Source organism: Vibrio sp. ED004 (assembly GCF_023206395.1).
Lineage (GTDB): Bacteria > Pseudomonadota > Gammaproteobacteria > Enterobacterales > Vibrionaceae > Vibrio.
In genome coordinates this window covers 1,242,082-1,255,370 of record NZ_CP066149.1, presented here as the reverse complement: position 1 = coordinate 1,255,370, position 13,289 = coordinate 1,242,082, and the positions used below count along the sequence as shown (strand labels likewise).

Here is a 13,289-nt window from a genome sequence, read left to right as displayed (position 1 = left end):
TTGCTTAATTGCTGCTCAAAGAACCATGACTTCTTCGACTATCGTCGTAGTAAATTTTACCATCATTCATGTAACCAGCGCTGCTAGACCCAGTTGAACTACATGCTGAAATAGTTAGAGCGGCGAAGATTGCTAGAAAAATTTTCATGTGAACTCCCACGTTCTTATTTTGAATTGCATCGACATTACGATATGAAATTCGAGTGGGATCACAGGTTAGTTCACATTTCGCTCACTTATTTTTCGTTATGAATATTGTGCTTCAAACCAGCTCTCTAAAATAACTACAGCTGATTGGTTATCAACATTGCCTTTGCTTAGTGCTTTATAGCCACCCATGTCAAAAAGATCGGCTCTTGCTTCTGTGGTCGATAGCCTCTCATCATGCAGTTCAACATCAACACCAAAGCGTCCTTTCAGGCGGTTAGCGAACTTCTTCGCTCTAGGGGTGATAGTTGCTAGATCTTTGCCATGAAGGTCGGTAGGAAGGCCAACCACAATCAGATTTGGTTGCCATTCCTTAATTTGTTTTTCGATATCGTCCCAGTTTGGGATGCCATCTTTGGCTTTAAAGGCTTTCAGAGGGCTTGCTGTGCCTGTGATTTCTTGTCCAATCGCACTGCCGATACTTTTTGTACCGTAGTCAAATGCCATAATTGTTCGTGACATGGGGCTTCCAAATTAATCTGTGTTTGAGTGTATATTTTTTTGAACTGAGTAGGGCTAGGCGTGGCCTGCATCTGCTGAAAGCTGAGCGGCATTTATACCTAACATTTGTACCGCAACTTTCCAGCGGTCCGAGATTGGAGTGTCGAAGATGACCTTTGGATCGGCTTCAACGGTTAGCCATGAGTTCTCGGTCAGTTCGATCTCCAACTGGCCAGGCTCCCACCCAGAATAACCAAGTGCAACCAGATAATTGATCGGTTCATCTTCAGTCCCTAACACCATCAAGATATCTTTTGAGGTTGTTACCGAGATTTGGTCCGTCATGTTGATGCTGGATTGATAGCTGCCTTTGGGCTTGTGTAAAATAAACCCGCGGTCTTCTGCTACAGGTCCACCATTTAATACGGGCTTATCAAGGCTTGCCTGGTTGGATTTTGGTTGTTCAGAATCAACCTCAACTTGTTTAAGCATGCTGCCGACAGTGACATCGATAGGGGCGTTGATCATCAGACCCATTGCACCTTCGTCATTGTGCTCACAAAGGTAGATCACCGAATTTTGAAAGTATGGATCTTTCATTCCGGGCATTGCGACCAGAAAGTGGTTCGTTAAATTCATAGAGCCTCCTGCCAGTGTGTTCCCAGTAAAGGAAGAAGAGCGGCGTAAAGCCGCTCATTGATTCTGTGTCTAAATGTTTGCGAATAGCTAAGACTTTCTTAAGTTTAGGCTATTTAGCGTTAACGCGGCGCTCGATTGCATCCATTAATTTACCCGTAACTGAAATATCAAAAGCAGCTTCAATTTCACGGATACACGTTGGGCTGGTCACGTTAATCTCAGTTAGCTTGTCACCGATAACGTCAAGTCCTACGAAGATTAAGCCTTTCTCTTTTAGTGCTGGAGCAACCGCTCGTGCGATAGCCCAATCGGTTTCACTTAGAGGGCGAGCTTCACCAGTACCACCAGCAGCTAAATTGCCTCGAGTTTCCCCTTTAGCCGGAATACGCGCTAGGCAGTAAGGCATTGGCTCACCATCAACCACAAGAATACGCTTGTCACCGTTGCTGATGTCCGGAACAAAGGTCTGTGCCATTGCGTAGTTCTGACCGTGGTTAGTCAAGGTCTCAATGATCACTGATACGTTTGGATCGCCTTCCTTAACACGGAAGATAGATGCGCCACCCATGCCATCAAGTGGCTTAAGGATGACGTCACCGTGCTTCTCGCGGAACTCTTTAATCTTTTCTGCTTTACGAGTCACGATAGTGGTTGGTGTTAGCTCTGGGAACCAAGCTGTGAACAATTTTTCGTTACAGTCACGTAGGCTTTGAGGTTTGTTTACGATCAGTGCACCGTTCTCTTCAGCACGCTCAAGAATGTAAGTCGCATAGATGTACTCAGTGTCAAATGGAGGATCTTTACGCATCAGCACTGCATCTAAATCAGATAGCGCGATAGTCTGTTCTGACTTGAACTCGTACCAACCATTTGGATCTTCTTTGAGTTCTACAACTTTTGTGTCAGCAATGGCTACGCCTTGATCTAAGTGTAGATCATCCATCTCCATGTAATGGATTTCGTAACCACGACGCTGAGCTTCAAGCATCATGGCAAAGCTAGAGTCTTTTTTGATGTTAATGGATGAAATTGGATCCATTACGATGCCAAGTTTGATCATTTTTTTCTCCTAGCCTAGATCGCCAAAACGGACTTGTAAGGCAGTAATTGCGGTTAGAGCTGCTGTCTCGGTACGAAGTACACGTGGGCCGAGTAGCGTCTCTTCAAATTTGTATTGTTCTGTCATGCCGATTTCTTCAGCTGACAAGCCACCTTCAGGGCCGATCAATAGGCGTACCTTGCTGATAGGTTCTGGAAGGGTATTAATTGAGTATTTTGCGCGAGGGTGCAGGTTCAGCTTTAATGCTTCACTTGGTTCGCTACACCACTCTTCAAGTTGCATGATTGGGCGAATGACTGGAACCGTGTTACGGCCACACTGTTCACACGCCGCGATAGCAATCTTTTGCCACTGCGCGAGTTTTTTCTCGAAGCGCTTAGTATCGAGTTTAACGCCACAGCGCTCTGAAATCAGAGGGGTAATGGTGTTCACACCAAGCTCAACCGATTTCTGAATCGTGAATTCCATTTTGTCGCCACGTGAAATCACTTGGCCTAAATGTAAGTCTAACGGAGATTCACTGCTGCGTTCGATTCGCTCAGTAACATTAACTGTCACATTCTTCTTTGATACCTCAGTAATTGTCGCAGGGAATTCAGCGCCACTGCCATCAAATAAAAGAACCTCTTGACCTTCTTTCATGCGAAGGACACGACCAACATGACCCGCGGCATCTTCGCCTAAAGCGAGAGAACCTAACTGGTGAATGCGTTCTGGGTGATGGATACGAGGGATTCTCATGCTGGTAAACCTATAAATATGATCATTTGGGTATTTTGTCTCTGCCTAACATGGATGCTTTTAGTTGAAAAAACAAGGGTAGAGCAAGAGTTTCAGGGGCAATTCTGAAACTCTTGTTTGAGACGGTTAGGAATGTGGGTTATACGAGTGGCGTTATTTACAAGCTGGGTAAACAAATGGGTTGTGATTACCTTGGATGGCATAGATACGCTCATCACGAGTACATTCCCACTCATCGACAGGGAATTGCTTATTCCACGCCATCATCAGGTTGGTTTGCTGCTTAGATAGCTTGAAACCATACTCTTGGCTCATGTAAAGATAAGTACGAGCGATAGAACCTTTTGCTCTGTCTGGCGGCATCACCTTACGTTGCTTGAAGTTGACCTGCATTTCACACTGACCATAGCTAACTCCATCCATGCCATTCCACTGACTGAAATTGTAGTTGGAGCGATCACCGTTAACCTCGCCGATGGCCGGAGTCAGGTTGTGAAGATCGGCTTCCATGGATTTGAATACTTTGTCATTACGAGTGCAATTCTTGCGCCCACCGTCTTGCCAGCACTGACGCTGGTGGCCAAATTGCCAAGCGGGAACTACGTGTTCCCACTCAATTCGACTCGCCCGTTTTTGCTGTTTTCGTACTTGATAACCACAGCCATCAAGGTCTGGAATGCCTTTCTTTTTGTCTTTCCAAGTAATGTCACAGCCACAATAGAATGAAGTCGGGTGATCAAGGTAAATCTTCACCGCTTCTTTTTTTGCTTTGGAGAATGAACTTGGTGGAGCGGCGAAAACGCTTTGGGTTACCAGTAGGCCAAATACTATCGATAAGTAAAAAGACACCGATAAGCCAAATACTTTTGGAGTGGTTTTATGCATAGAAAAAGACTGATAAAAGTATGATAAATATCAGTCTAGCACTCAAGTGATAGATTTCTCCATTACATTTCAATCATCTACTTGATGGAGTGCTATTTCCTGAAGAAAAACGAGCAGGCTACTGAATCTAACGTGTGCCGAGTATTGGGTGTTAGCTAAGTTGCGTGCCTGTAAAGGCCAAGGTTTGATTGCACTGTTGGCAGCGATAGCTTGATTGGTTGCGCAATACCTTGTTGTGACGTCTAATCGAAAGTGGGTAAACCGTGCAGTCGCAGCGGTATTCAAAGGTCTTGCCTTGCACGGAGGTAATCTCAAAACTGTGGGTTGTTTTGGCTGGTACGTTGAATACCTTTTCCATCACGTATTTCCACTCATTACCGTGAGGTCTCACTCGTCCAAATACTTGATGTGTGATCAGATGTGCCAGTTCATGAGGCACCACCTCGTTAATGAAGGCATCCTCATTTTCGGCGAAGAGTACATGGTTGAGCTTAATTTCATTGAGCTGAAGGTAGGCCTTTCCCGCTGCTTTGCCTCTTAACTTGTAAGTGATTGTTGGACATGGGAATTCACGAGAGAAATGTTGATTAGCGATAGCTAGGCACTCGGCCAATTTCTTATTTACTCGATGTTGTTGCGGGGTGTAAGACAAACGTTGTTAACTCCAAAAAAAGGCCTCAGCGTTTAAGCTAAGGCCTCATCATAACATTGCTCGTTATTCTGGCGATAATTTATAGGTGGTGATTCTTCTTGATGATTTCGTGATAGGCATGCCATGTACCATAACCAAGCAGCGGCATGGTGACGATCATACCAATGCCGTAGGTTGCAAAGCCCACCAGAATACCGGCACAAATAATACTTGCCCACACCACCATTGCTGGGATATTGGATTTCACGGCATTGAAGCTAGTGAAGATTGCGCTCATTACATCCACGCGTCTCTCCATCATCAATGGGATAGAAAATGCTGAGATGCTGAAGATTAAGCTGGCGATAACAAATCCAATCACAGAACCCGTGATCAAGAAGGGCGCAAACTCTGCCAATGGAGCGCCTTGGACTGATGGGTACAAAGCATGCAACAGAGCGGCGATACGCATCCAGAATATCATCGCGACCATTAATACAATCGCAAAGGCCCATTGATGAGTCGAGTTGCGAGTAATGGCTTTCATTGAATGGAATAGGCTGGCGTTGTGTCCTTTTTCTCTTTCCCAGGCTGCGTCATACAAGCCCAGAGCAAGAAAAGGTCCTATCAGCATGTACACGATCAGGCTTGGCATTACGACCAAATGTGTTCCTTGCCATTGGACAAGCTGAACAATGGCGATTGCCGCTCCCATAAAGCACAAACCGTAAAATGCGCTGATTAATGGCATTCTTACTAAGTCATGCAGAGCAAGTGACAACCAATGAAAGGGTGCGGAAATACTGATTTGGTTGCAAGGAATGGTACGAGCGTAATCCTTATCGCTGACCTTGTGTTTTTTATCGTTCAGTTCGGATGGGTGCGCGGTACGAGGCATAGATCCCCCTAGTTAAATAACGTCCTAGTTATAATTCCATAAGGCTCATCGATGTGGCGTGTGTGAGAGTTATGGTGCTGAGCTAAATTGCTCTTTGTCATCCCAGTTTTTGTTCTAGCGTGCATTTAACGAGCGTTATCAGACTGAATTAATTTAAGTTAAATGTGAGCTTGATCGCCTAGGAGTTACCTTAACTATTGTCAGTAGTGTTAGAAAACACAAATTATCGGCGGCTTTTTATACTTAGTGGTTAACGGTAAAGAAGGGCGTGAAAGAAGGGTGTTGCGAGTAAAAGTTTGGTAAGTACATAAAAATAAAGCCCTTACTAAGCAGTAAGGGCTTTAAAGAAACAAATCGCAGTGGCTAAATTATTTTAGGCCAGCGAAGTCTGCAAGGATTGCTGCTTTGTCAGTCGCTTCCCAAGGGAACTCTTCACGACCGAAGTGACCGTATGCTGCAGTCTGCTTGTAGATAGGCTGAAGAAGGTTCAGCATTTCTTGAAGACCGTATGGACGTAGGTCGAAGTTTTGACGAACAGCTTCAATGATGATTTCGTGAGCTACTTTCTCAGTACCAAACGTTTCAACCATGATAGATGTTGGATCTGCAACACCGATAGCGTAAGACAGTTGAATCTCACAACGGTCAGCCATGCCAGCAGCAACGATGTTTTTCGCAACGTAACGTGCTGCGTAAGCTGCAGAACGATCAACTTTTGATGGATCTTTACCAGAGAAAGCACCGCCACCGTGACGAGCTGCGCCGCCGTAGGTATCAACGATGATCTTACGACCTGTTAGACCACAGTCACCCATTGGTCCACCGATTACGAAACGGCCTGTTGGGTTGATGAAGAAGTTAGTGTCTTTGTTGATCCACTCTGATGGTAGTACTGGCTTGATGATCTCTTCCATTACTGCTTCACGTAGATCCGGAGTTGTTACTGAATCACAGTGTTGAGTAGAAAGAACAACAGCATCGATACCAACGATTTTACCTTGGTCGTACTGGAATGTTACTTGAGATTTCGCATCTGGGCGAAGGAAGTCAAGTTTGCCGCTCTTACGTACTTCAGCTTGCTTCTTAACAAGAAGGTGAGAGTAAGTAATTGGAGCAGGCATTAGAATTGGTGTTTCGTTAGTCGCGTAACCAAACATGATGCCTTGGTCACCAGCGCCTTGCTCTTTAGGATCAGCTTTATCAACACCTTGGTTGATGTCTGGAGACTGCTTACCAATTGTGTTTAGAACGGCACAAGAGTCAGCGTCAAAGCCCATATCAGAATGAACGTAACCAATTTCACGTACTGTTTCACGAGTGATTTCTTCGATATCAACCCATGCAGACGTTGTTACTTCACCGCCAACCATAACCATGCCGGTTTTTACGTAAGTCTCACAAGCAACACGTGCTTTTGGATCTTGTTCCAAGATGGCATCAAGAACAGCATCAGAGATTTGGTCTGCAATTTTATCTGGATGGCCTTCTGAAACAGATTCAGAAGTGAATAGGTGCTTAGCCATGAGAGCTCCACTTTTAGGTTTTGGTGTAAATAGTTTTATGGCGTCGCAAGCTAGGAAGCGCCGCCATTAAATACAGTATATTTTGTAGGTGTTTCTACATCTAGACGGCTATTCTAAATTCCAGCGGTCGAATTACAAGCTCTTTTTTATGATATGTCATAACTAAACGTTTGCGTATCGTTTGAGATAAGCCGTTGCTAAGTGATGTAAATGATCGAAAATTGCGAAAAATGACCGTTAAAATGCCAGTAAAACGTTTGCAGTCGCTATAGTCGTTTGAGAGAATACCCGCGCTAATAAAAATGAAAACTTTAGCATCAATCTCTTTTTTAAATCGCTTATGTATCCAGGAGCAGACATGCCTTCTCGTAAAGATCTAGCCAATGCAATCCGCGCACTTAGCATGGACGGTGTTCAACAAGCAAATTCAGGCCACCCAGGCGCACCTATGGGCATGGCTGACATCGCTGAAGTTCTTTGGCGTGGCCACTTGAACCACAACCCAGCAAACCCAGAGTGGGCTGACCGCGACCGTTTTATCCTGTCTAACGGCCATGGTTCAATGCTGATTTACTCTCTGCTTCACCTTGCAGGTTACGAGCTTTCAATTGAAGACCTTAAAAACTTCCGTCAACTGCACTCTAAGACTCCAGGTCACCCAGAGTACGGTTACGCTCCTGGTATCGAGACAACGACGGGTCCTCTAGGTCAAGGCATCACTAACGCTGTTGGTATGGCAATGGCTGAGAAAGCACTGGCTGCACAGTTCAACAAAGAAGGCCACGACATCGTAGACCACTACACTTATGCATTCATGGGTGATGGCTGTCTGATGGAAGGTATCTCTCACGAAGCATGTTCTCTAGCAGGTACGCTAGGTCTTGGTAAGCTGGTTGCTTTCTGGGATGACAACGGCATCTCTATCGATGGTGAAGTTGAAGGTTGGTTCTCTGACGATACACCTAAGCGTTTTGAAGCATATGGCTGGCACGTAATCCCAGCGGTAGATGGTCACGATTCTGATGCTATCAATGCTGCGATTGAAGCGGCTAAAGCGGATCCTCGTCCAACGCTTATCTGTACTAAAACTATCATCGGTTTTGGTTCTCCAAACAAAGCGGGTACGCACGACTGTCACGGTGCTCCGCTAGGCGCTGATGAAATCACAGCAACTAAAGCAGCATTGGGTTGGGAACACGGTCCTTTCGAAATTCCAGCTGATATCGCAGCTGAATGGAATGCGAAAGAAGCAGGTGCAGCGAAAGAAGCAGCGTGGAATGCTAAGTTTGACGCATACGCAGCGGCTTACCCAGAGCTAGCAGCAGAATTCAAACGTCGTACTAACGGTGAACTTCCAGCTGAGTGGGAAGAAAAAGCAAACGCAATCATTGCTGATCTTCAAGCTAACCCAGCAAACATCGCTTCACGTAAAGCATCTCAAAACGCACTAGAAGCGTTTGGTCAAATGCTTCCAGAATTCATGGGCGGCTCTGCTGACCTTGCGCCTTCTAACCTAACTATGTGGTCGGGTTCTAAGTCTCTTGAAGCAACTGACTTCTCTGGTAACTACATCCACTACGGTGTACGTGAATTCGGTATGACGGCTATCATGAACGGTATCGCTCTGCACGGTGGTTTCGTACCATACGGTGCAACATTCCTAATGTTCATGGAATACGCGCGTAACGCAATGCGTATGGCTGCTCTGATGAAAGTTCAGAACATCCAAGTTTACACGCACGACTCTATCGGCCTAGGCGAAGATGGTCCTACTCACCAACCGGTTGAGCAGATCGCTTCTCTACGTCTGACTCCAAACATGAGCACATGGCGTCCATGTGACCAAGTTGAATCTGCAGTGGCTTGGAAACTGGCTATTGAGCGTAAAGATGGTCCTTCATCTCTAATCTTCTCTCGTCAAAACCTTGCACAACAAGATCGTAACGCTGAGCAAGTCGCTAACATCGCTAAGGGTGGTTACATCCTGAAAGATTGTGAAGGCAAGCCTGAGCTAATCATCATTGCAACAGGTTCTGAAGTTGAGCTAGCGGTTAGCGCTGCGGCTGAACTAACGGCTGAAGGTAAAGCAGTACGCGTAGTATCTATGCCTGCAACTGACGCGTTCGACAAACAAGACGCTGAATACCGTGAGTCTGTACTTCCATCTGACGTTACTGCTCGTATCGCAGTAGAAGCTGGCATCGCTGACTTCTGGTACAAGTACGTTGGTTTCGGTGGCAAGATCATCGGTATGACAACGTTCGGCGAATCTGCACCAGCTGGCGAGCTATTCAAGATGTTCGGTTTCACTACTGAAAACGTAGTAAACACAGCGAAAGAGCTTCTTGCTTAATCATTGACTGATGGCCTTGTGCTAACAGTTAAATGCAGGAAAAAACCGAGCGCTGAGCTCGGTTTTTTGTATCTGGGATTTGTTTTCTCCTAGACTAATCCCTACAAGCAGCAGATCAAACTGTCCTAGGTAGACCGAGTTATTCAAGTAATGCCTTTTGGGTAGGATTCAGTTATCATCTGTTGCACGAAATTTTGGTTAGATGTACGGAACTATGCTAAAAGTCGCGATAAACGGATTTGGAAGAATAGGGCGTAATGTATTACGCGCTGTTTATGAAAGTGGCAAAAGCCAACAAATCAAAGTAGTAGCTGTCAATGAGCTTGCTCAGCCTGATGCTATGGCTCACCTATTGCAGTACGACACCAGTCACGGCCGCTTCGGTAAGAAGATCTCCAACGACCAAGAGCACATCTATGTCCATCACGGCATTGGTGCGGAAGATAAAGGTGAGTTTGATACGATTCGTATCTTGCACCTCGCTGATATTGAGTTGTTGCCTTGGCGTGATCTTGAGGTGGACATTGTACTCGACTGTACCGGTGTTTACGGTTGCCGAGCTGACGGCCTAGCGCATATTGCTGCTGGGGCGAAAAAGGTACTGTTTTCACATCCTGGTGCGAACGACCTTGATAACACCATTATCTATGGCGTGAATCACGATACCATCGAGGCCGACCATCGAATCGTTTCCAACGGTTCATGCACCACCAACTGTATTGTTCCTATCATTAAGGTTCTTGATGACGCCTTTGGCATCGAGTCCGGTACCATCACAACGATTCACTCTTCAATGAATGATCAACAAGTGATTGATGCGTACCACAGCGACCTTCGCCGTACTCGAGCTGCGAGCCAATCCATCATTCCTGTCGATACCAAATTGCATAAAGGTATTGAAAGAATCTTCCCGAAATTTTCTAACAAGTTCGAAGCGATATCTGTGCGTGTACCAACGGTAAACGTAACAGCGATGGATTTAAGTGTCACAATTAATACAAATGTGAAAGTTAATGACGTAAATCAAACCATTGTTAATGCGTCCCAGTGTACATTACACAATATAGTTGACTATACTGAAGCGCCGCTCGTTTCCATCGACTTTAATCACGATCCCCATAGCGCAATCGTTGATGGTTCACAAACTCGAGTGAGCAACGGCCACTTAGTAAAAATGCTAGTGTGGTGTGACAATGAATGGGGCTTTGCGAACCGAATGCTGGATACGGTTCTCGCAATGCAAGCTTCTGAAGGCAAGAAGTAAGACCTAGAAGCAAATGTGCGGATTATTTATTTTTTAGCTTGAAATAAATACTAAGTGTCCACATATTACTAGTAGTTAAAGAATTACCAGTTGAATAATTTATAGGCTTAGCAGGGTTGCTGAGTTTCCAAAACTTTATTTTTATTTAAATTTGAGAGGACAAATCATGTCTGTGATCAAGATGACTGACCTGGAACTTGCAGGTAAACGCGTATTTATCCGTGCTGACCTAAACGTACCAGTAAAAGACGGTAAAGTAACTTCAGATGCACGTATCCTAGCATCTCTACCAACTATCAAGCTTTGCCTAGAAGCTGGTGCAAAAGTAATGGTTACTTCTCACCTTGGTCGTCCTACTGAAGGCGAATACAACGAAGAGTTCTCTCTAGCTCCTGTAGTTAACTACCTAAACGACGCACTAGACTGCGAAGTTAAACTAGCTAAAGATTACCTAAACGGCCTAGAGCTAAACGCTGGTGAGCTAGTTGTTCTTGAAAACGTTCGTTTCAACGAAGGTGAGAAGAAGAACGAAGAAGCACTTTCTAAGCAGTACGCTGCACTATGTGACATCTTCGTGATGGACGCATTCGGTACAGCTCACCGTGCACAAGCATCTACTCACGGTGTTGGTACTCACGCTCCTGTAGCATGTGCTGGTCCTCTTCTTGCTGCTGAGCTTGAAGCTCTTGGCAAAGCAATGGACAACCCAGAGCGTCCGCTAGTTGCTATCGTTGGTGGTTCTAAAGTATCGACTAAGCTAACAGTTCTTGAGTCTCTATCTAAAATCGCTGACCAACTTGTTGTTGGTGGTGGTATCGCGAACACATTCATCGCTGCTGAAGGCCACAACGTAGGTAAGTCTCTATACGAAGCTGACCTAGTTGAAACTGCTCAGAAGCTAATGAAAGAGTGTGCTATTCCAGTAGCGACTGACGTTGCATGTGCTAAGGCATTCGACGAAAACGCAGAAGCTGAAATTAAGCACGTTTCTGAAGTTCAAGACGACGACATGATCTTCGACCTTGGCCCAGATTCAACTGCAGCACTAGCTGAAATCATCGGCAACGCAAAAACTATCCTTTGGAACGGCCCTGTAGGCGTATTCGAATTCAAAAACTTCGAAGCGGGTACAGCTGGTATCTCTAAAGCAATCGCTGAGTCTGCAGGTTTCTCTGTAGCAGGTGGTGGTGACACGCTAGCAGCTATCGACAAGTTCGGTATCAAAGCTGACGTTTCTTACATCTCTACTGGCGGCGGCGCTTTCCTTGAGTTCGTTGAAGGTAAAGTACTTCCTGCAGTAGCAATGCTTGAAGAGCGTGCTAAAGCATAATTGATTTAGAAAGGCGAGATGCGAATCTCGCCTTTTAACGTTTGCTGCATATCACACTTTTTTGCTAGAATGGCATAAGTTGTGAGCAAACGATTGCAAGTTTTTGAACTTAAGTTTTTTAATCTTAAAACGATAGAATAAATAGGACTATTTCCATGTCTAAGATCTTCGATTTTGTAAAACCTGGTGTGATTTCTGGCGATGACGTACAGAAAGTATTTGAAGTAGCAAAAGAAAACAAATTTGCTCTTCCTGCTGTAAACGTTGTTGGTACTGACTCTGTAAATGCAGTACTAGAAGCAGCTGCTAAAGTTAAAGCTCCAGTAGTTGTTCAGTTCTCTAACGGTGGCGCTGCATTCTTCGCAGGTAAAGGCGTTAAACTTGAAGGTCAAGGCGCACAAGTTCTTGGCGCTGTAGCTGGTGCAAAATACGTACACGCTGTAGCTGAAGCTTACGGTGTTCCAGTTATTCTACATACTGACCACGCTGCTAAGAAACTTCTTCCATGGATCGACGGTCTACTAGACGCTGGTGAAGAGTTCTTCGCACAAACTGGTAAGCCTCTATTCTCTTCTCACATGCTAGACCTTTCTGAAGAGTCTCTAGAAGAGAACATCGAAACATGTGCTAAGTACCTAGAGCGCATGGCTAAAATGAACATGACAATCGAGATCGAACTTGGTTGTACTGGTGGTGAAGAAGACGGCGTAGATAACTCTGATATGGACGCATCTGAGCTTTACACTTCTCCAGAAGACGTAGCATACGCATACGAGAAACTAATGGCTGTAAGCCCACGTTTCACTATCGCTGCTTCTTTCGGTAACGTACACGGTGTTTACCAAGCTGGTAACGTTGTACTTACTCCAACTATCCTACGTGATTCTCAAGCATACTGTGCAGAGAAGTTCGGTATCGCACCTAACGCTCTAAACTTCGTATTCCACGGTGGTTCTGGTTCTTCTGAAGCTGAAATCCAAGAGTCTATCGGCTACGGTGTTATCAAAATGAACATCGATACTGATACACAGTGGGCAACTTGGGACGGTATCCGTCAGTACTCTGCTGATAACTTCGATTTCCTACAAGGTCAAATCGGCAACCCAACTGGCGAAGCTGCTCCAAACAAGAAGTACTACGATCCACGCGTATGGCTACGTGCTGGTCAAGCTTCAATGGTTGCTCGTCTAGAGAAAGCATTTGCTGACCTTAACGCTGTAGACGTACTATAATTCTTTGAATTAAGTACTCTTTAAGTTTTAAAAACCCGCTCATTGAGCGGGTTTTTTTATGTCTGATAAAAACTTGTATTAATTA

The 13,289-nt window shown here is 45.0% G+C and carries 13 protein-coding genes; 4 read left to right on the top strand and 9 right to left on the bottom strand.

What is annotated here, in order from left to right:
• Positions 1–4: 4 nt before the first annotated feature.
• The 9 genes from ITG10_RS05435 to metK all read right to left on the bottom strand — a co-directional run bounded on the left by ITG10_RS05435 (position 5) and on the right by metK (position 7,025).
• On the bottom strand, positions 5–148 hold the full coding sequence (locus tag ITG10_RS05435) for a hypothetical protein (RefSeq protein WP_164913285.1): 144 nt from the start codon (positions 146–148) through the stop codon (positions 5–7).
• Positions 149–246: 98 nt separating this feature from the next.
• Positions 247–669: a Holliday junction resolvase RuvX gene (ruvX, locus tag ITG10_RS05430; RefSeq protein WP_017629551.1), complete on the bottom strand. Its 423-nt coding sequence runs from the start codon at positions 667–669 to the stop codon at positions 247–249.
• Positions 670–723: 54 nt separating this feature from the next.
• Positions 724–1,287: a YqgE/AlgH family protein gene (locus tag ITG10_RS05425; RefSeq protein WP_017629552.1), complete on the bottom strand. Its 564-nt coding sequence runs from the start codon at positions 1,285–1,287 to the stop codon at positions 724–726.
• Positions 1,288–1,396: 109 nt separating this feature from the next.
• The gene (gene gshB, locus ITG10_RS05420) at positions 1,397–2,347 is read right to left on the bottom strand and encodes a glutathione synthase (protein WP_017629553.1); all 951 of its coding nucleotides are present in this window, start codon (positions 2,345–2,347) and stop codon (positions 1,397–1,399) included.
• Between the two features lie 9 nt (positions 2,348–2,356).
• Positions 2,357–3,088 (bottom strand): 16S rRNA (uracil(1498)-N(3))-methyltransferase, encoded by a 732-nt coding sequence (rsmE, locus tag ITG10_RS05415; protein ID WP_017629554.1) that lies wholly within the window; start codon positions 3,086–3,088, stop codon positions 2,357–2,359.
• Between the two features lie 153 nt (positions 3,089–3,241).
• Positions 3,242–3,973: an endonuclease gene (locus ITG10_RS05410; RefSeq protein ID WP_017629555.1), complete on the bottom strand. Its 732-nt coding sequence runs from the start codon at positions 3,971–3,973 to the stop codon at positions 3,242–3,244.
• A gap of 151 nt (positions 3,974–4,124) precedes the next feature.
• Positions 4,125–4,625: a SprT family zinc-dependent metalloprotease gene (locus ITG10_RS05405; protein WP_017629556.1), complete on the bottom strand. Its 501-nt coding sequence runs from the start codon at positions 4,623–4,625 to the stop codon at positions 4,125–4,127.
• Between the two features lie 79 nt (positions 4,626–4,704).
• The gene (locus ITG10_RS05400; RefSeq protein ID WP_008223581.1) at positions 4,705–5,502 is read right to left on the bottom strand and encodes a DUF2189 domain-containing protein; all 798 of its coding nucleotides are present in this window, start codon (positions 5,500–5,502) and stop codon (positions 4,705–4,707) included.
• Between the two features lie 368 nt (positions 5,503–5,870).
• Positions 5,871–7,025, bottom strand: a complete 1,155-nt coding sequence (metK, locus tag ITG10_RS05395) for a methionine adenosyltransferase (RefSeq protein WP_017629557.1) — start codon at positions 7,023–7,025, stop codon at positions 5,871–5,873.
• Between the two features lie 358 nt (positions 7,026–7,383).
• On the opposite strand from metK, the gene tkt reads away from it, so the two are divergent.
• The 4 genes from tkt to fbaA all read left to right on the top strand — a co-directional run bounded on the left by tkt (position 7,384) and on the right by fbaA (position 13,204).
• Positions 7,384–9,378, top strand: a complete 1,995-nt coding sequence (tkt, locus tag ITG10_RS05390; protein ID WP_017629558.1) for a transketolase — start codon at positions 7,384–7,386, stop codon at positions 9,376–9,378.
• 214 nt (positions 9,379–9,592) lie between these two features.
• On the top strand, positions 9,593–10,642 hold the full coding sequence (gene epd, locus ITG10_RS05385; RefSeq protein WP_128644326.1) for an erythrose-4-phosphate dehydrogenase: 1,050 nt from the start codon (positions 9,593–9,595) through the stop codon (positions 10,640–10,642).
• 166 nt (positions 10,643–10,808) lie between these two features.
• The gene (locus ITG10_RS05380; protein ID WP_017068708.1) at positions 10,809–11,972 is read left to right on the top strand and encodes a phosphoglycerate kinase; all 1,164 of its coding nucleotides are present in this window, start codon (positions 10,809–10,811) and stop codon (positions 11,970–11,972) included.
• Positions 11,973–12,127: 155 nt separating this feature from the next.
• Positions 12,128–13,204 carry a class II fructose-bisphosphate aldolase gene (gene fbaA, locus ITG10_RS05375; RefSeq protein WP_010435694.1) on the top strand — a complete coding sequence of 359 codons (1,077 nt, stop codon included), beginning with the start codon at positions 12,128–12,130 and terminating at the stop codon, positions 13,202–13,204.
• The last annotated feature ends 85 nt before the right edge of the window (positions 13,205–13,289 follow it).